The sequence below is a fragment of the Niallia sp. RD1 genome (assembly GCF_024219955.1).
Lineage (GTDB): Bacteria > Bacillota > Bacilli > Bacillales > Cytobacillaceae > Niallia > Niallia alba.
In genome coordinates this window covers 3,212,300-3,231,286 of sequence record NZ_CP100420.1, presented here as the reverse complement: position 1 = coordinate 3,231,286, position 18,987 = coordinate 3,212,300, and the positions used below count along the sequence as shown (strand labels likewise).

17 protein-coding genes and 1 riboswitch are annotated in these 18,987 nt (G+C 35.8%); of the genes, 7 read left to right on the top strand and 10 right to left on the bottom strand.

The features are described from left to right. Positions 1-8 precede the first annotated feature (8 nt). On the bottom strand, positions 9-725 hold the full coding sequence (locus NKG37_RS15340; RefSeq protein ID WP_016200855.1) for a ThuA domain-containing protein: 717 nt from the start codon (positions 723-725) through the stop codon (positions 9-11). 185 nt (positions 726-910) lie between these two features. Between NKG37_RS15340 and NKG37_RS15335 the strand changes: the two genes are divergently transcribed. From NKG37_RS15335 to NKG37_RS15305, 7 genes are all read left to right on the top strand, one after another. Further along, a complete protein-coding gene (locus tag NKG37_RS15335) occupies positions 911-1,822 on the top strand; it encodes a helix-turn-helix domain-containing protein (RefSeq protein WP_169189641.1) in 912 nt (303 codons plus the stop codon). Between the two features lie 238 nt (positions 1,823-2,060). Further along, on the top strand, positions 2,061-2,393 hold the full coding sequence (locus NKG37_RS15330) for a hypothetical protein (RefSeq protein WP_254414905.1): 333 nt from the start codon (positions 2,061-2,063) through the stop codon (positions 2,391-2,393). Beyond that, positions 2,359-2,565, top strand: coding sequence for a hypothetical protein (locus NKG37_RS15325; RefSeq protein WP_254414904.1), 207 nt, complete (start codon positions 2,359-2,361; stop codon positions 2,563-2,565). The genes NKG37_RS15330 and NKG37_RS15325 overlap by 35 nt, the downstream gene beginning before the upstream one ends. Positions 2,566-2,759: 194 nt before the next feature. Continuing rightward, complete coding sequence (locus NKG37_RS15320; RefSeq protein WP_254414903.1) at positions 2,760-4,076, top strand: ISLre2 family transposase; 1,317 nt, start codon at positions 2,760-2,762, stop codon at positions 4,074-4,076. 298 nt (positions 4,077-4,374) lie between these two features. Then, a complete protein-coding gene (gene dpsA, locus NKG37_RS15315) occupies positions 4,375-5,250 on the top strand; it encodes a dipicolinate synthase subunit DpsA (protein WP_016200852.1) in 876 nt (291 codons plus the stop codon). Between the two features lie 129 nt (positions 5,251-5,379). Next, entirely contained in the window at positions 5,380-6,222 is an 843-nt protein-coding gene (locus NKG37_RS15310; RefSeq protein WP_169188295.1) for an SPFH domain-containing protein, read from the top strand. Positions 6,223-6,234: 12 nt separating this feature from the next. Further along, positions 6,235-6,399, top strand: a complete 165-nt coding sequence (locus NKG37_RS15305; protein WP_016200850.1) for a type II toxin-antitoxin system antitoxin — start codon at positions 6,235-6,237, stop codon at positions 6,397-6,399. A 91-nt stretch (positions 6,400-6,490) separates the two neighbouring features. Here NKG37_RS15305 and NKG37_RS15300 read toward each other — a convergent pair whose 3' ends face one another. The 9 genes from NKG37_RS15300 to rhaM all read right to left on the bottom strand — a co-directional run bounded on the left by NKG37_RS15300 (position 6,491) and on the right by rhaM (position 18,764). After that, complete coding sequence (locus tag NKG37_RS15300) at positions 6,491-9,673, bottom strand: DEAD/DEAH box helicase (RefSeq protein ID WP_224427852.1); 3,183 nt, start codon at positions 9,671-9,673, stop codon at positions 6,491-6,493. A gap of 396 nt (positions 9,674-10,069) precedes the next feature. Further along, the gene (locus NKG37_RS15295; RefSeq protein WP_254414902.1) at positions 10,070-11,035 is read right to left on the bottom strand and encodes a S8 family peptidase; all 966 of its coding nucleotides are present in this window, start codon (positions 11,033-11,035) and stop codon (positions 10,070-10,072) included. Between the two features lie 309 nt (positions 11,036-11,344). After that, a complete protein-coding gene (locus NKG37_RS15290; RefSeq protein ID WP_100525939.1) occupies positions 11,345-12,574 on the bottom strand; it encodes an IS110 family RNA-guided transposase in 1,230 nt (409 codons plus the stop codon). A gap of 501 nt (positions 12,575-13,075) precedes the next feature. Continuing rightward, positions 13,076-13,966 carry a CPBP family intramembrane glutamic endopeptidase gene (locus NKG37_RS15285; RefSeq protein ID WP_016200847.1) on the bottom strand — a complete coding sequence of 297 codons (891 nt, stop codon included), beginning with the start codon at positions 13,964-13,966 and terminating at the stop codon, positions 13,076-13,078. 31 nt (positions 13,967-13,997) lie between these two features. Beyond that, positions 13,998-15,008, bottom strand: coding sequence for an asparaginase (locus NKG37_RS15280; RefSeq protein ID WP_016200846.1), 1,011 nt, complete (start codon positions 15,006-15,008; stop codon positions 13,998-14,000). Positions 15,009-15,030: 22 nt separating this feature from the next. Continuing rightward, positions 15,031-15,795, bottom strand: coding sequence for a GNAT family N-acetyltransferase (locus NKG37_RS15275; protein WP_101730131.1), 765 nt, complete (start codon positions 15,793-15,795; stop codon positions 15,031-15,033). Positions 15,796-15,972: 177 nt separating this feature from the next. Further along, positions 15,973-16,398: an ATP-binding protein gene (locus NKG37_RS15270; protein ID WP_016200845.1), complete on the bottom strand. Its 426-nt coding sequence runs from the start codon at positions 16,396-16,398 to the stop codon at positions 15,973-15,975. A 179-nt stretch (positions 16,399-16,577) separates the two neighbouring features. Beyond that, positions 16,578-16,660, bottom strand: a riboswitch (cyclic di-GMP riboswitch). Between the two features lie 316 nt (positions 16,661-16,976). Then, positions 16,977-18,113, bottom strand: coding sequence for a glycoside hydrolase family 88 protein (locus tag NKG37_RS15265; protein WP_254414901.1), 1,137 nt, complete (start codon positions 18,111-18,113; stop codon positions 16,977-16,979). 336 nt (positions 18,114-18,449) lie between these two features. Beyond that, positions 18,450-18,764, bottom strand: coding sequence for an L-rhamnose mutarotase (gene rhaM / locus NKG37_RS15260; RefSeq protein ID WP_016200843.1), 315 nt, complete (start codon positions 18,762-18,764; stop codon positions 18,450-18,452). Positions 18,765-18,987: the final 223 nt, after the last annotated feature.

Below are 18,987 nucleotides of genomic sequence, written 5' to 3'. Positions count from 1 at the left end.
CTTATAATTCACTTAACTGAAATGGTTTCCAAAGGTTTTGCATTTCCATAAACAGGTTTTTCTCGCTTAACTGGTGTTGCCCATTTAACTGCGTTTATAATAACCTGTTGAATTTCTTGATGATGATAGGTTGGATATGTCTCGTGACCTGGTCTAAAATAAAATACCTTACCATTTCCTCTTGCATACGTGCAGCCGCTGCGGAAAACCTCTCCTCCTTCAAACCAACTAGTAAAAATTAGTTCATCTGGTGCTGGAATATCAAAATGTTCGCCGTACATTTCTTCCTTTTCTAATTCAATATATTCATTTATCCCTTCCACAATTGGATGATTAGGAGCTACAACCCATAAACGTTCACGATCGTCTGCCTCTCGCCACTTTAAGTCACAGCTAGTACCCATTAGAGATTTAAATATTTTCGAAAAATGGCCAGAGTGAAGAACGATTAGCCCCATTCCATCTAAGACACGTTGTTTCACTTTTTGTACGATTTCGTCCTGTACCTCGTGATGTGCTAAATGTCCCCACCATACCAATACCTCCGTATTATTCAGCACTTCCTCCGTTAGTCCATGTTCTGGTTCATCTAATGTTGCAGTATATGTTTCATAACCTGCCTTCTCCAAAAACGCAGCAATCGTACCATGAATGCCATTTGGATAAATTTCCGCTACTACGGGATTTTTCTTTTCATGACGATTTTCGTTCCAAACTGTAATCATTCTTTAGCCACTCCTTCTCTCTTTAAATATGGCTTCATTATATGAAATGTAAGCGCATAAAAAAATCCTTAATCCTGTCTTTTTTTTATGCAATTATGTCATTTGATTGCCAGCTTTCTGCTAAAATAGAGAGGAGAACATATACCACTGAGTCTCGTTGAACAGGAGGAGAATATAAAGTGGAAATGGAGACAAAGCATACCATTAATCAACCAGTTAATGAAAAAGTAATTTATCAGAATCCTCTATTGTCTTTAAAAGTATGGGAAATTAATGATGAAAGAGAGCATGTAATGACTCCGGTTGATTATTATCCTTGGCACTATCATAAAGAAGTAGAGTTACTTGCAATTATTGATGGAGATTTGACGGTACAAACGAAAGAAAATTATCTAACGATTTCTTCAGGGGATGTCCTTATCATGGGAGCGTCACAACCGCATAGAACAAGTAAAGTGAAGAAAGGTAAATTGCGCTATATTGTCTTACAAATCGATCTTCATAAACACTTTGATCAAAGTATTCTTCCCTATTTCTATTGCTTTTCCGAATTAACACATCCATTAGAAAAGATAAATTACATATTTGAAGATAATAAAGAAATAAAACAAGAAGTACATTACTTAATTAATGAGATACATAAAGAAAGCCAAACAAAAGAAAAAGGATACGAGATTGCTATCAATTATTCGATAAAAAGACTATTACTTTTGTTCGTGAGAAACGATACCAAAAATATGCTTCACTATTCAGAAGAACAAGACCTTACCAAACTAAAACCCGTTTTAGATTATATAGATAGCCATTTAGAAGACAGAATACTTGTTGAAGATGTCTGTAAGCTATTGAATTTCAGCTATCATTATTTTATCAAATACTTCAAAAAGGTAATGGGCATGTCTTTTGTCGATTATATAAACTTGAAGCGAATAAAAAAAGCAGAGTTATTACTTTTAACTACTGATAAAAGCATTCTAGAAATCAGTTATGAAGTTGGCATAACAAATATGGCGCAATTTTATAAGTTATTCAAGCGTGAAAATCAATGTTCACCAAAAGCCTTTAAAAATAGAATGTTAAAAGCTAACACCTTATAACGAATTTAAACAGCTGACTAACAGCTGTTTTTTATTTGTGACAATTTCGTTATTTTTTTCTGACTTTTCACAAATAAAAATGAGAGATTTTATAAAAACCCTTCATTTTTGTCAAAACTTGTCGAAATAATAATTAACTTTTATAAAGCAAATGCGAAAAGTGTTGCATAGTTCGGTTCTCTAATAAGTACTAGCAACTATGTAATTTATAAAAATGAATAGAAAGGAGATGGTGTTAATGAAAAAAATAAAATCATTAAACCGAAATTTAAATTTAAGCACAAAACTCTATATTGCTTTTGTCCTTATTCTAATTATTCCTACTTTGACTGTGGGTTACCTATCTTTTCAAAGCGCAAAACATGAACTTAGTGAGAAAATAATGGAGAGCACAAAAGAGAATGTAAAATTGTTGAATAGCAGTATTGACAACACGATCTCCCCAAAGCTTCATGATGCAGATTATTTGGCAGAAATCATTACAAATGAATTATATGATAAAAACGAGGACAGTCCAGAGGCACTTATGACAAAGCTTGAGCAATATAAAGGACTTCATCCAGATAAATGATATATTATCTTTTGCGCAAGAAACGGAAAAAACAGCAGAAGTAATATCAGATTTAGCTAAAAACAATGCTGCTTCTTCTGAAGAAGTTGCAGCTTCAACAGAAGAACAGCTTGCTGCAATGGAAGAAATATCTTCTTCTGCTAATACACTTGCTTCCATGACGTATGAGTAAAATGTTTGTGGGAGAATAAATATCCTTTTTGTCTAGTTGGGGGACGCGTCCTCCAACTAGACAAAAAGGCCACCAAGCGAAAGCGCGGTAGCTGGAAAAAATTAAGCATTAAAAAAGAGAGCATCCTTTTGTAAAGTAGAATTTGGCGAAAAATACGAAAAGGAGAGGCTCTCATGAATCAATGTAACATAAAAATGCCATCATTAAAAGAATTGGAAAAAACTTTATTTCGAACACTACAAATGACGTTTCAAGAAATCCTTATTCAAACATTAGAAAATTGGGATCTAGAGATTGCTCAGCAACGAGACAAAAGAAGATTTGCTTTACGTGATAAACGAGAAATACGATTAGATACAGCGTTTGGAGCTGTGGAGCTGAAGCGTAATTATTATTTTGATCGTGTGACTAAAAAATATATTTGTCTATTAGATCACTATTTACAGTTTCAGGGGAATAAGGGATTTAGTCCGCTACTAGAAGAATGGGGGCTAGAACTAGCGACGAATGGCTCCTCCTATCGAAAGGCGGTGGAAACGTTCGAACAATTTTTAGGCTATTCGGCGATGAGCCACGAAGCATTACGGCAACATCTTCTTCAAACAAGCGTACTTCCCGCTAAGGAAAAACGCCCTTTTCAAAAGGTATTGTTTGTCGAAGTAGATGGATTATATGTGAAGAGTCAAGAAAAGAAAAAGCGTGGATGGGAGTTGAAATTCGCCGCTGTACACGAGGGATGGAAAGAAAACGGAAAGCGAATCAGGCTCCGAAATAAAAGGCATTTTCTTTATGAAGGAAAAGAACCCTTTTGGGAAGCCTTTGAAACGTTCTTACAGAATAATTATGCGTATGATCCTACCCAAACCTTGCTTATTATTAATGGTGATGGAGCAGGCTGGATAACGGCATGTCGGGAGTATTTTCGGGAACGCGCCTTTTTCACCATGGACCGTTTTCATGTCGCTCGTTCGATGAAGCAACTAATGAAGAGCCATCCTCGATACCGCTACATGAAAAGAGCGTTAAAAAACTACCAGGTAGAAACATTACTTCTAGAGTTGAATAGCGCAGTAGGAACAATGGATACACCAGAAAAAGAAGAAAAACTAGCGCATTTCCTTGCCTTTTTAACGCATCATCAGGAAACCATAAAAGATTACCGTAGTTGGTTACAGGAAAAAGGTGTGGACACGACAGCGTATCGTCCAATGGGAAGTGCAGAGGCGATGATGAATCAATTAGCCAAACGATTAAAGAATGGAAGAGCATGGAGCAAAAAAGGGGTCATGAGCATGGCGCGCTTGTGGATTGGATTGAAGGATGACCTATCCATCCAAACGATATATGGGAAATGGGAAAAAGCCACGGAAAAATCAAAGAAAGAGCATCGAGCGAAAAGAAAAATACCCACAAAATTAGTAACAGAAACCGTGCGTCAGAACATGCCATACTTAAATCAAGCGATTGGAAAACCCGTTCACTTTGCCTTACAGGGATTAAAAGGTTTTTAAAAAATGAGAGAATCAACAGTTGGAAGAACAAAACCAATTGGAAAGCGGATTCAAACTTAGAGGTTTTACTTTATAAAAAAGGGAGCTAAAAAAACTCCCACAAAAACTTGACTCAATCTTCCATGACAGATGAGTTGATTCAATTAATAAAAAAATATAAACTTTAACTACAACCATTTTCAAAAACTAAGGAAACAAATAATATAAAACGAAAATAGTCTGAATACATCTACACCTCCATATATTTTCTTATATGGAGGTGTGCTATTTTACACATACAAGAAAGGAAGTGGAATGATTGAATCCTAAACAGGTACTATTAATCATCGGTGGTGACTTTAGACAGCTTGAAGTGATCCGCCTTTTAGCACCAGAATTAAGCAAAATTTATTTAATTGGTTTTGAAGATGCTTCCATTTCTTATGAGAATGTCATAAAAGTTAAGTGGCAAAGAGTCCCACTTCATGAAGTGGACAGTATCCTCCTTCCTATTCCAGGAATACAAGATAACAGAATTGCCGAATCGACATTTTCCAAGGAAAAGGTTCTTCTAACTAAAGAAATGATTAATAAAACAAAACCGAACTCCACTATGTATTCAGGCATTATAACGCCTTATTTAAAACAAATTGCAACAGAAACAAACCGAAATTTGGTTGCTCTCTTTGCAAGAAACGATGTAGCGATTCTTAATTCAATTCCAACTGCAGAAGGGGCGTTAATGCTTGCAATCCAGCATACGGATATTACGATACATAACGCTCATGTACTTGTTCTCGGTTTTGGAAGAGTTGGTAAGACTGTTGCCCGCCTATTTTCTGCCGTCGGTGCAAAAGTTACAGTTCTTGTTCGAAAAAAAGAAGATGAAGCAAGGGTGATTGAAATGGGATTGGCTCCAATTTTTGAAGCTGCATTAGAATCAAAAATCCCACTTCAACAGATTGTTATTAATACTGTTCCAACACTTCTTTTAACTTCTAACCTTCTAAAAAAATTACCAAGCCAGGCTTTAATCATTGACTTAGCTAGCAAACCTGGAGGAACAGATTTTGCCGCTGCTAAGGAACATCATATTCAAACCTTATGGGCCCTTGGTTTACCTGCAAAAGTTGCACCAAGGACAGCTGGCACCATTATTGGAAAGACGTTGATAGAATTACTACGAACAGAATAGTACTGGAAAAATCGGAGGTAGCCAGAGCTATCTCTTTTTTTTTGCATAAATCACCATATCATCCATTTACAATTTTATACAAAAGTGATATCATAATTATATCAAATTGAAATTATAGGAGTGATTCATTTGAAAGAAAAAAACGCATTTCATTTTAATGGATTTATCGGTGTTCTCCTTATTGCTATTTCCCTTTTTCTTGGTGTCTATTTACTTGTACAAGAACTTCCAGGTGTAGGCATTCCGTTTATATTAATAGCTGCACTTCTTAGTAGTGGGATCACCATTATTCAACCAAATCAGGCTGTAGTTGTAACCTTTTTCGGTAAGTATTTAGGTTCGATTCGCAGTAGTGGATTATTTTTAACAATTCCACTAACTTTAAGAAAAACCATTTCCTTACGTGTACGCAATTTTAACAGTAAGCGATTAAAAGTAAATGACGTCGATGGGAATCCAATCGAGATAGCAGCCGTTATTGTATTCAAAGTAATTGATTCAGCTAAGGCGATTTTCGATGTGGACAATTATGAGGAATTTGTAGAAATCCAAAGTGAAACAGCTATCCGCCATGTTGCCACGAAATATCCATATGATACCTTTGAAAATGTGGAATTGACATTAAGAGGAAATGCAGAAGAAGTTTCCAACGAGCTTACAACAGAATTACAAGCTCGACTTGATCTTGCTGGAGTCGAGGTAATCGAAGCAAGATTAACTCATTTAGCCTATTCTACTGAAATTGCTCAAGCAATGTTGCAGCGCCAACAAGCCTCTGCTATTATTTCTGCTCGTCAAAAAATTGTGGAAGGCGCTGTGGGTATGGCGCAAATGGCCATTAACCAATTAGAACAAGATAAAATCATTGAATTAGATGATGAAAGAAAGGTACAATTAGTAAATAATTTACTAGTAGCGATTGTTTCCGAAAATCCTACAACTCCTGTAATTAATACAGGTACTTTATATTAATGAGTGGTATACATGACGAAGAAAAAAAGCTTTCCATTACGCATTGATCCGGAGCTATACGAAGTACTGCAAAAATGGGCTGCAGATGATTTTCGCAGCATTAACAGTCATATTGAGTATTTGCTTCGTGAATCTGCCAAAAAAGCCAAGCGATTTCCAAAGCAAAAAGAAGAATGACTTAGCAGATGATTCGTTTCATCTAAAAAGGAGACTAGAGCTTTTATAAAAAGCACTGGCCTCCTTCTTTTTTTGCATTTCGCTATTTAGCTTAGCTTAATAATTCCATTAAATCCTCTTCTGTTATGGAAGATATCATTTTTTCATCTGAATCAATAATTTCATCCACTAAGCTCTTTTTCTTTTCCTGTAGTTCATATATTTTCTCTTCAATCGTTCCTTTGGAGAACAGTTTGATGACATCTACAATATTTTCCTGCCCCATTCGGTGCGCACGATCTGCCGCCTGCTCTTCAACAGCAGGATTCCACCATGTGTCATATAGAATAACCGTATCGGCAGTCATTAAATTTAGTCCTGTTCCCCCAGCTTTTAAGCTTATCAAAAAGTAATCTCGTTCTCCTAAATTATAGCGATGACATAATTCCACTCTTTCATCTGAAGGCGTATTCCCGTCCAAATAAAAAAATGATAATCCCTTTTTCGCTAATTCCTGTCCTATAATGTCCAACATACTTGTAAATTGAGAGAAAATCAGTACTCTTCGATTGGAACGTTGTGCTTCTTCCATTAATTCCATTAAATGCGCTAGCTTAGCAGAGCCACCATCATAATTTTCTACAAATAAAGCAGGATGACAGCATATTTGACGTAGTCTTGTTAACCCAGCAAGAATTCTAATCTTATTTTTTCGTAATGTATCTTTATTTAAGTGCTTTAGTGCATCATGTCTTAGTTTTGCCAAATAGGCTGCGTATAATCTCTTTTGCTCTGGTAACAATTCCACCATTTCGCTCCACTGCCTTTTCTCAGGTAGTTCTGCTAAGACATCCTCTTTTAACCGGCGCAGCATAAAAGGTCTTATTTTTTTCGCAATCTGCTTATTTGTAAGATTTGCGTATTCCTTTAACCCCTTCAATAATTCAGGGAAAACAATATGGAAAATAGACCATAGCTCTTCAATGGAATTCTCAAGCGGCGTACCCGTTAAAGCAAAACGATTTATCGCTTTTAACCTTTTCACTGACTTAGCTGTTTGAGAAAGTGGGTTTTTGAAATACTGTGCTTCATCAAAGAAAACAGTGTGAAAAGCTTGCTGTTCATACCATTGTATATCTTGTCTAATTAATGGATAGGACGTAATCAAAACATCGATATTTTCTAAATCCTTTTGTAGCAGCGCTCGCTCCTTTTTATTCCCATCGAGGACAATACATTGAATAGTTGGAGCGAACTTCATGATTTCTCTCTGCCAGTTATATAGAAGGGAAGAAGGACAAACGACTAGCACTTTTTGTTTTTCTCTGCGAATCACTGGTAATTCAGATACGATAAAGGCAATACTTTGAAGCGTTTTGCCTAACCCCATATCGTCTGCTAAAATTCCGCCAAAATGAAATTGCGATAAAGTTTTCATCCACTTAAATCCATCTTTTTGGTAGGACTTCAGCACATCCTCTAAATCAGCGGGAACCTTAATCGTTAATGTTTCTGGATGTAGGAGAGAATTAATCAGTTCAAAATATGATTCGTCTAGTTTAAATATCTTTCTGTCTTCCTCTATAAACGATAGGCTTTCTAAAAGAGTGAGTTCAAATCCACTGACAAAATCCTTATCTTTTATTTGTGGGGAGTGAAGATAGCTTTGAATTTCCTCCATCTCCCTCGTTTGTAAGGCAAAAAGGGACCCATCCTGTAATCGATAATATTTACGCTTTTCTTCTAAAGCAGCTAACAGTCCCTTGATTTCACGTTCTGGAAAGCCTTCCATCTCAAATTTAAACTCTAGCCAGTTTATCCGGTCCTTCTTTAGCTTCACCGAAAAACGAGGCCATGTTTTCTCCTTGAAAATTCGAGTTCTAATCGCGGTTGTTGCATAAACTTTCACAAGCTTTTGCAGCTTTGGTAATACATAATATAGAAAATCAAACTCCAATTCTTCGTTAAAAAGCATATACCCACTATCCGTTTTCGCAAATGAACTTCCATCCATTAATTCTAAAATTACTTCTTCTTTTTTCCAATCTCTAATAAGCACTGCTTCTATGTCTTTGTCTCGTTCATGAACTGGATTGATAACGATATTTTCATAGCGGAATTCTAGGCTTGCCAACAATCGATTATTCACTCTATCTAAGTATAGCTCTGCTTGTAGAGGCGCTTTGCCAATTTTTTTTGAAAGCTCTCTCTCCAATTGAACTTCTCCCAACTTTTTCAAGCCTGGGGCAACCTTTTCCAAAAAGAAGTCTAATTGATTGTTTGCAATAGGAATATCATTCTTGCCAACTTTCTCCGTCATTTTCTTCATTTCTACAAGCCTGTTAAAATCCTCCGATTCCATTTGGATAACCTTTCCGTCTATCATTACTGCATAATATTGATGCAAGAATAAAACAGAATCTATTCCATGAACATTCAATTGATAGCTTCCTGTTTCCTCCTGATATAATCGAAAGGTAAGTGGAAGAGGTTCATGAGAAACTTGCAAGGGTATTCTCGTCTCGCTATATTCTTCTAAATAGATTAATTCCTTCCAGTGTGAACGGAGGGTAATCCAAGAGGACGGTGGTATTAATAGAGTATCTTTACCGCCTAGATTGCTTAATTCGTTGTGATGATTCAAAAAAATCGTTTCATCGCTTACCACTTTCCATAATTCCTGAAGGATTGCTTCCCTTTCTTCTTTTACACAGTGAAGCATTGGGTCAAATTTCTGCGATGGGGCATATTCATATGCTTTGCCTTCTTTCATTCGTTCTAAAAATTGGCGAATGTCTTTAATTTTATTAGATAAAAGGTGAATTTCGATGCCAAACATATTTGCTTCTGATCCAACTTGCATAACCTTTACCCAGAATTCAACCGGTACTACTTCCCTTTTTTCAAAGTGCCGTTGTTTCTTTGGTGAAGGAGAACGCGTCTGATTAAATAAGGCAAAAAAATCATTAGATACATTTGGATTCGTATCTTCCATTAAAGAAGGCTCCTTGCCACTCATCTGAAATTTCTTTATCTCCATCAAGACAGCTGCAATATGCTGACACTCCTTTTGGAAGGAAGCAAGCTTTGGACAAGAACAAGTCGCTTTTATTTCACCAGCCTCTAGAGCAACCATTACAGCAAAATCTTCAGATGCTTGAACGAATGCTTCACAGTAATCTTCTTTATATTCTTTAAACAACACCTTATGATTCTTCGAAAATGCCTCGCCCCTTTTCAAAGATACAGGACCACACATCTCCATGACCATTTTTCGTGTAATAACGATATTCAACAATCTAATCTCCTTCATTTAATATTACAAACTACGCACAAATACCTCCTTACACTTTACTACTTTTTTCGTAACATTTCTATTATGAGAGTATTGTAAAATTAGGTAGAAGTTGTTGTTGTTTGTTAGATGCTTTATTGATGGTGAATTGAAAATTTGGATTATATCCTTGTTTGGTTGATCATATATAGGGTTTGGATCATATATTTGATTTTTGGATCATTTCCTTGTTGGTTTTGATCATATATTTAATTTTTGGATCATTTATCCGATTTTTGGATCATATAATCTTTTTTTCATCCATCCCGCCACTCCGTTCTTCTTCCACTACTAAAAAAAGTGGACAATCTTCCCTTTTCAAGAAGTTTGTCCACTTTTAAAAATATTTCTTTCCTCTTAAATACTATTGGCAACAAGTAATTGCACAGCAAATTGGAGTTTTTCCGTCAATTCATCTGGAGCCGTTAAATAGAGAATCCCATTCCCTTCTAGGCTTGGTTTATTTCCTAATGGGATGGTTCTTTTAATCAATTGTGCATAAATTTCTGGTTCTGTTAAATTTCTTTCAAAAGCTTCATTGCTGATTATTTTAATTAATGCTAACGCACCGCTTACATGTGGTGCAGCCATCGATGTTCCTGTTAGGCTTGCATATTTCCCATCTAAAAAGGTAGAAAGAATCTCTTCCCCAGGGGCTACTAAATCGACTTCTCTATTTGAATTGGAAAAACGAGAAGAATTTCTCTCTAAATCGACAGCACCAACACTTATTACTTCATTATAGGCAGCGGGATACCCCAATTCTTCGGTTGAAGCGAGACCATCCCCTTCATTACCTGCTGCACATACGACGAGAATTTGCGCTTCGACTGCTTTTTTCACTGCCGCGTGTAATTCCTCTACATCTTCCGGTCCTCCAAGGCTCATGGAAATTATGTCGGCCCCCTGCTCAATGGCATAATAGATTCCATTTATAATCCAATCATATTGCCCGGAACCTTGTCCATTTAAAACTTTTACAATTAAAAGAGAAACTTCTGGCGCTACTCCTGTTAATCCACTGTCACTTCCAGACGCTCCAATTGTTCCAGCAACATGTGTCCCATGCCCATTATAATCCATATAAATTTCTGAATTTCCATTGTCATCATCCGTAAAGTTTTTACCACCTATAATACGTTCTTGTAAATCTGGATGATTAATATCACACCCAGTATCCAAGATAGCAATGGTAATCCCTTTTCCTTTTGTTTTATTCCATAAATCAGGTGCCTGAATTAGTTCAATTCCTTTTGGTATTTCTGTTGATAGGTCAACTACCTCTTTCACTTGATAAGGAATTACTCTACATTCTTTTTTCATATAACAGCCTCCTAATAATAGAATGAATAACACAAAGATAATTTTAACAATTCTGAATTATATTAATAAGAGGCTTAAGACTCATTTCAGAACATTTGTTCCTTTTCCTTATTTTAATAGACCATATTAATAGAAAAAAATAGCCTTACCAATAAAGACTATTTTTTCTTCGTCCTATTCTCTTTATTTAAAAATAAAGGCTGTTTGTATGAAAACTCTTTAGGTAAAAGGCAACACTAAGCTGAACCTTCTAAATTTGAACTTTTTTAAAAGGCTAGGAATGATTAAATATAGTGCTTTTGTTATTCATTAAGCAATTTGTTCATTAGTGGGTTCAATACGATACCCTTTCCTTTTTAAGTATTGAATCATTTTTTGTTCTTTACTTTGTTCGAGATCAACATAATCAGGGCCTAGTTCCTGATATGGTTGCCTTGTTTTTAAAATATTGTAAGCAATTGTTAGGATTAAATGAGCGGAAGCGATCCGTGCTTTCGATTTTCCTTGTCGTTTCATAATTCTTTTTCTATGTGCAGATATGCGATTATACTGTCTATCTGTAGCCATGGAACATTCAACAGCGGTGGTTCTTAATGATTTGTTTCCGTACTGAGTTTTACCTGTTTTTTTTTTACCGGCACTCTCATAATTTCCTGGACTCACTCCAGCCCATGAGGCTAGATGTTTAGAACTTTTAAATACTGACATGTCTACACCCATTTCAGCTATAAAGATTGCGGATGCATTTTTATCCACACCCGGTATGGTATCTAGTAGTTCGCACTCCTCTTGATAAGGAATAAGCGCTTGGTCTATGCGTTCAACTACTTTTTCGATTGTTTCATCGATGTGATTGATATGGTCCCAATGGAAACGTAACATATCAATATGATGTTTACGTATTCCACCGTTAAGGGCTTCTGCAATATCTGTTGTGCTCGCCTTAACTCTTGAATCAACCATTTGTTGAAGTTCAAACACACCTATTTTTTCGCCGTTTATTAGGGCTTCAATAATGCGACAACCAGTGACACCAAAAATGTCAGATAAAACAGAAGTTAGTTTAATATTTGCATCCTGTAGAATTTTGTGGATTCGATTGCGCTCAGAAGTTCGTGTATGGATGAGTTTTTTACGATACCGGGTTAAATCTCGCAAATCACGAATTTCTTTGGGCGGTACAAAATTTTTTTCAATTAGTCCAGAACGCAAAAGTTTAGCTAACCACTCCGCATCTTTTACGTCTGTTTTCCTTCCGGGAACATTTTTAACATGTTGGGCATTGGCAAGGATTAATTGGAAGTCACATTCTATAACATTCCAAACGGGCTTCCAATATACACCGGTACTTTCCATTACAGCATCCGTTATTTTGTGTGAGGATAGCCAGTCGCTAAGTGCCAAAAGGCCACTTGTGGTTGTTGGAAAGGTTTGAATCTCTTTATTTGGTTTTTTATCTAATGAACCAAATAAAACACAAGCAACTACTGTTTCTTGGTGTACATCTAGGCCTGCACACCGTTCAATCATAGCTTCCATATAATCACCTCAAAGATTTTAATACAATACAAGCGACAGAAGTCATCATACAAAATTTTTGTATTCGTGTTTATAAACACATTAGACGGTTCTTTTAAACTGTCACAACCAGTTTTTCTAACGGGGTATCAACTTGTATTGATCCACCAAACAGTCTTCGGACTGGTCGTATTGTACTATTAATTATGGTCAGGTGTTAAGTGGTTTAGACTTTCTATCATGGGATAGGAGCAAGTTTTCATGATAGACGGTGGCGGCGGGTAACGCCGCCATGAGAGTTTTTCTAAAAGATTGTTGCTTTCTCAATAGAAAAAATCAATTAATGAGGAAATCTGAGCAGCCTGAATACACGTAGACTCCTGTGGGATTAGCGAGACAGCCTGAGACCCTGCAGGGGGAAGCAGACCGCGGCACAGCGCGAGCCCCACGGAAAGCGGAGTGTATTCAGGCTGCGGGTCATAGCAACAAACTTTACGAAAATAGCCAAAATAAAAGAAACATTTATTTTACTCCATATTTTTTCCTAATCAACAAATAAAAAGAAACAAAAATGACAATCGACCAGATTAAGGAATACAATGGACTTGTATCGATAATTCTAAAAAGACTTGGGATATCTCCTGCAACAGAATCATCGTATGTAAATAATAAGAAGATCATCATATTATTCGCCGCATGTGCACCAATAGATAACTCTAAACTGCCTGTTTTTACAGCTATAAAGGTTAGAGCAAATCCTACAAACAAATAATCTAATCCCACTAATAGTGCAGAATGATTCATTTCAGGATTTGCAAAATGCAAGGATCCAAAAATCAGTCCCACAATAAGTGCTAATAGAACGGGATTCTTCAATTTTTTTCCAACCCATTGTAGCAATAATCCCCTAAATAAAAGCTCTTCTACCGTCGTTTGAATCGGAACAAACAGAATTACGACAAGGAATAAATAGACATACTCAGAAAATGAAACATTATTCCATGTATAATCAGCTGCATTTATTAAGAAATCCAAACCTGATGTAACTAGGAATAGTCCAGTAAATACGGCAAATCCCCAGCCTATCTTTTTCCAATTCACTCTTTTTTCGCCAGTAATCAATGTCCGGAATTTTCTTTTGTGAATAAAACGTACTCCAATCCATAGACCAACTAAAGAAATGATATAAATAATATGTGTCAATAATAAGCTGATAGTGCCATTTCCGCCAACTACCATTCCTGTATCTAGATCCAAATATGTAGCATCGTTCCCATCTAACTCCACGCGCAGTAACTCAATAATAAAATAAATAATGGAACCTGCTATCATAAAGCCAACAGCCAATAAAATGGAAAATAAATAGCGCGGCCATTTATTTTTTCCTTCTGTTACGTTCAAATAATGTTTCAATCTCTCTACTCCTTTGTATCATTTTTTCAAATCAGATTCTCTTTTCCAAAGCGAAATTTGCACGTATTTCGCCAATTTTTTCTTTTCTTGCATTGAGCACTGGAGCATGCACATATCTTTCTAAATCAGCAAAAATTTTCTCCTCTTTATAGCCTAGCTGACTTAGTACCTCCATTGCTGCAACATTTACTGCTCGTGCTCCCCCATCTTCCACCTTAATCGCAATTCCGATTCCTTCTTCAACAAGCCCCATACACTGAACGGCCTCAGCACCTGCTTTTGAAACAATCTGTCCTTGATATGCAGTCATTAAGTCCGTATCAAATCTCCTTGTACCACCAACCATTTCAGGAAATTCCATCATGCTATCTCTTATCCGTTTCACTATATTTCTGCGCTCTTCGGATTTAATAGCATCTGGGCTTGCTAGTCTTGCATAACCAAGTGCTGTATGATATAGAGGTAATTGATGGACTGGTACGCCACAACCATCTACACTAAGCTTTATATTTTCTTTCGGAAAATCACATATGTCTTCAATCGCCTCTAAAATTCGTTGTTGATGTGGATGCTCTATTTCCCGATAAGTGGAGATATCTTCTTTCATGTGAATAGCAGTTGCCAGCATACCAGTATGCTTACCAGAACAATTACTGAAAACAGGTGTCACATCTCCCCCATTTCGCAACAACTCTTTATAGCTTGTTAAGTTCCATGGTGTATGGGTTCCACATTGCAGATGATCTTCCTTAATGCCTAGTCTTTCTAACAGCTGAAGAATGGTTTCTCTATGGAAGGATTCTCCTGCGTGAGAAGCGCAAGCAATTGCTATTTCAGCATTATTATAAGAATAGGTATCTGCAGCTCCTGTTTCTAAAAGCGGAATCGCTTGAAATGGCTTCATCGACGACCTAGGAAATGTCATCCTATTTGGATTTCCATAGGAATATAGTAATCTACCTTCTTTATTTACTACAGCAACATGAATAGTATGTGTACTTTCCACATATTGTCCACGATAGACAAGCATCGGCTCATTCAAATCAATCTACTCCTTTTTCTTTTTAAGCATGGAAATTTTCCTTCAATGCTTCATATTGAAATCCTTGTTTTTGATAGTTTTGCATTTTATACATTTCTTTTGGCGTATCCTCTCCATCTGCTAATAAAATGATGGTCTTATTTGGAAATAAATCCATCACCATTTTTTGCATTCGAGCGGCAATCCCTTTTCGTTGATATGCTTCAATTACAAAAATTCCGTCAATTTCGACCGTTTTATCTGCTATAATTACTTCTAAAGCACCAGCTGCTTTTCCTTTATAATAAGCTATTACTTGCAAAAATTGAGGATTTTTAAAATTTTTCCGATAGATTTCTGTTTTGCCTTTAGCAAAATCTATTCCATATTCTAAATCCTGATTATATTCCAATTGTAAATAATCCTCAAAATTATCCTCCGTTACTTCCTTAATCAGAATCTCCTCTATATGCGACAATGCAGGAAATTCACTGGGATCAATTGCATAAAGCTCCGTCAATCCCACATCATAGTGAAGGTTACGAACAATATGGTCTAGTAGCTCTTTCGTAAATTTTTGATTTTCTGGAAAAATAAATTTAAGATGCTTCTGCCCAGTTCTTTGATGAAACTCTTTCAGGTATTCTTCTACCAGCTCAAATTCCATTATTGTAGGCATTGCTTTAAATTGGATGTAATTACTGTCATACTGAAGGAGCATTTCTGCATTATGAATATGTATCCAATTAGTAGTTTCCTTTATTTGATTTCCTTCCTTATGGATGTTGCTATAGGTCACTTTCTCCATGATGTTATTCCTACCCTCTCCCAAACTACTTTTTTACCGTAATATACTAATAATAAACGATTCATTTATAGAAATCAGTAGATTATAGAAAAAAATGACAATATTTCATTTCACCCAAACGCAAATAGGACTGCTCATAAAGGAACAGTCCTAACAAAATAATCATTCTCTCTACAATTATATGGCTTCTGCATTTTCCCTCCTTTCTCTCCATAAAAATACTTCGTTGCCTCTTTCATTATAGTGCACTTTTTGAAAGATTTTCATCATCATTAAAATACCTCTTCCTCGTTCCTCAAGCACAATATCACTCAAAAGCTTTTCTGTACCATATTTTTCGATATCATGAAATTTCTTTGCCACATTAAATCCTTTTCCATGATCTTTAATCCGCATATCGACAGTATGCTTTGTATATTGTAGTTCTAAAATAACAGGAAACTCCCCATGTTCAATAGCATTATTTACAGCTTCACCGATTCCCACACTAAGCATAAAATCCTCAGACAACCAATCTCTTAAATCCTTATTTAATTTATCTTTCCATTCTTTCTCTGTATGATCCTGTATTACTATCGTTTGATAGCTAATATGTTCACTCATATGTTGCCCCCCATTTTTAGAAAAGCACAAGCTCCTTATAATCGACAAATATCGTTAATACATATTTACAAGAAACGAAGATTTGATGTTTGTCGGCACATTGATGCTGGAACTGAACATTCATTAGAAATATGACTCTTTTGTGTCCATAAAAAAAGACTAACAAAACAAACAAGGATAGTTTGGTTAGCCGGTTGCGCTAGTAGCTCATAATCAACAAAGCGCCCAAATAAGTTGATTAATCAAAGCTTTCTACCTTTATATCTTTCTCCATAATATGAAGTTAATCAATTATATAGTATTATATACCCAGATAGAATCGTCATAAACCTATATTGTTAGAAAAATTATAGCAAACTACTCTTACTTATCAAAAAATGGAAAAAGCCAACTTTTTAAATGGATATAAAAGACCCGGAACTATGAAGGACCCTTGAGAAAAGATTACATTTAAACGAAATATACTAACTAGTTTATATTGCATTTACTTACTATAAAGGATAAATACAAAAAATCAGTGGGAATTTTAACTCCCACTGATAACAAAGTTACTTATACTCTTCATACCCACTTAATTATCACCAAAATAAAACATCCTTTTGCCGCAATACGTTAAGAGCCTCAACAAAAAAATAGTCTCCATAAATTAAAGGAACATCCACATTCTTTTGCTCTGGAAAATGACTTGTTCCGTTATTTAGTAAACCTTCCTCTTCTTTGTCTTCTTTTGTAGCACAAGTAGTGTAGAGAGTTTTTAATAAATTTGCTCCTGCCTCCTGATATATTGGCTTTTCAAAATCAGTTACAAGTTTCCCAAGCATGAGTAACCCACAAGCTGCAATCGAAGCTGCCGATGAATCAGGGTAGGAATATCGTTTTTCTCCGTCTTCAGGAATACGAAAATCCCAAGCTGGACATTCATTTGGACGAAGATTAGAAAGAAAGAAATGGGAAACTGATTTTGCCGCATATAAAAATTCTATATTATTAGTATGCAAATAGGAAAGAGTCAAACCATATAATGCCCAAGCAGTTCCTCTTGACCAAGCACTATCTGGTGCATAGCCTTGACCACCAAGCTTATCTACTACTTCGCCTGTTTCTGGATCAAAGACAACAATATGATGCACAGAACCATCTGGCTGAATAAAATGCTTTTTAACAGTTTCTGCATGCTTTTCGGCAGCTATTTTGAAACGCGGGTCCCCAGTTTCTTCTGAAGCCCAATATAACAATGGAAGATTCATCATGCAATCAATTATTGCAACGCCTCGGTTATCCTCCTTCTTTGACCAAGCATTCCATGCACGAATATAATTGCCCTGTGCATTAAATCTACCTAATAAAAAATTGGCTGCTAATAAACCTCTTCTTCTTGATTCCTTATTACCAGTAAGTTTATAATTTGCTAGACTCGTCAGCGTCCACATAAACCCCATATCATGATCTAATTTTTCTGAATCAGACAATAAATAATCCAAGTTCGCTTCACACTGTTCTGCCGTTTTTCTAAGTGCGTCATCCTTATTTTCTTGATATACCTGCCATAAAAGTCCTGGCCAGAAACCAGCAGTCCACCATTCAGGATCTTCCAATACATATTTCTTGTCTACACTTGCATGTGGAAAATTCGCACCAATCGTTTCATTATTTCGAGTTGTTTTCTCTATTACAAACTCCCAAGCTTCTTCAAGCCATTTTTCGTTATCACTCATTATAATTGCACAACTCCTTTTATTCGAATCAGCCAACTCCAAAAAAGAAAAGGTTTTCATTTTTTAAAAAAAATGTTAATAAGCCCTCTCTTTCTCTATGGTTACTATACTCTCATTATAGGAATTTCATTACCTATCAACAATGTACAATCTTTACTACTTCTCGAAATAATTTTACTCTTATTGCTATTCCTTTTATAAATCATTATTTATTTTGTGTAGTTTTTTTCCATACTACTACATTTTTTTCCTTTGAATAATCCATTGTAAATTACTCCAGATTTCCCTCAAATTTCAGCTCTCATAATCCGTTCCCCTTCATGGATAATTTTCTGCTTAGTCTAAATGAAAAACTTCTTCTAATTTATGGGTTACAGGACTATAATCTTCATTTGTTTCCATTATTGGCGCCATGTATTTCCACCATTTTCTGCATATTGCTGTTTGGGAGATAAGTTCATATGTCTCTTCATCCGCTACTTCTAAATAAGCAAATAACACTTGCGATTCACGATGAAGGTAAATAGAATAATTGGTGGCACCATGCTGTTTCAACGCTTCCTCCATTTCTGGCCAAAGTTCATCATGCCTATTTTTGTATTCGTTTTCATATCCGGGTTTAATAAACATAATAGATGCTATTCTTTTCATTGAATCTCCTCCTTGTTTTTAACAAAAAAAAACTATCTTAATTAATACGCAAACTACTGCTTCATTGAATAAAATGGGCTGAGAGGGTGAAGAAGACTACTTTTTAACCAATGTTTTCTAATTGCCCAATTATTAGTTTCTGTTTAATAGTTGAATTCTCCTTCAAGAAAAGCAATAATCGTACAATTCCATACTTATTCATAGATTTATCTACCTATATAAT

What these genes read in the sequence shown, in the direction of transcription:
- NKG37_RS15340 (WP_016200855.1), bottom strand. Translation starts at nt 725, where the DNA reads ATGATTACAGTTTGGAACGAAAATCGTCATGAAAAGAAAAATCCCGTA.
- NKG37_RS15335 (WP_169189641.1), top strand. Translation starts at nt 911, where the DNA reads ATGGAGACAAAGCATACCATTAATCAACCAGTTAATGAAAAAGTAATT.
- NKG37_RS15330 (WP_254414905.1), top strand. Translation starts at nt 2,061, where the DNA reads ATGAAAAAAATAAAATCATTAAACCGAAATTTAAATTTAAGCACAAAA.
- NKG37_RS15320 (WP_254414903.1), top strand. Translation starts at nt 2,760, where the DNA reads ATGCCATCATTAAAAGAATTGGAAAAAACTTTATTTCGAACACTACAA.
- NKG37_RS15305 (WP_016200850.1), top strand. Translation starts at nt 6,235, where the DNA reads ATGACGAAGAAAAAAAGCTTTCCATTACGCATTGATCCGGAGCTATAC.
- NKG37_RS15295 (WP_254414902.1), bottom strand. Translation starts at nt 11,035, where the DNA reads ATGAAAAAAGAATGTAGAGTAATTCCTTATCAAGTGAAAGAGGTAGTT.
- NKG37_RS15290 (WP_100525939.1), bottom strand. Translation starts at nt 12,574, where the DNA reads ATGGAAGCTATGATTGAACGGTGTGCAGGCCTAGATGTACACCAAGAA.
- NKG37_RS15275 (WP_101730131.1), bottom strand. Translation starts at nt 15,795, where the DNA reads ATGGAGAAAGTGACCTATAGCAACATCCATAAGGAAGGAAATCAAATA.
- NKG37_RS15270 (WP_016200845.1), bottom strand. Translation starts at nt 16,398, where the DNA reads ATGAGTGAACATATTAGCTATCAAACGATAGTAATACAGGATCATACA.
- NKG37_RS15265 (WP_254414901.1), bottom strand. Translation starts at nt 18,113, where the DNA reads ATGAGTGATAACGAAAAATGGCTTGAAGAAGCTTGGGAGTTTGTAATA.
- rhaM (WP_016200843.1), bottom strand. Translation starts at nt 18,764, where the DNA reads ATGAAAAGAATAGCATCTATTATGTTTATTAAACCCGGATATGAAAAC.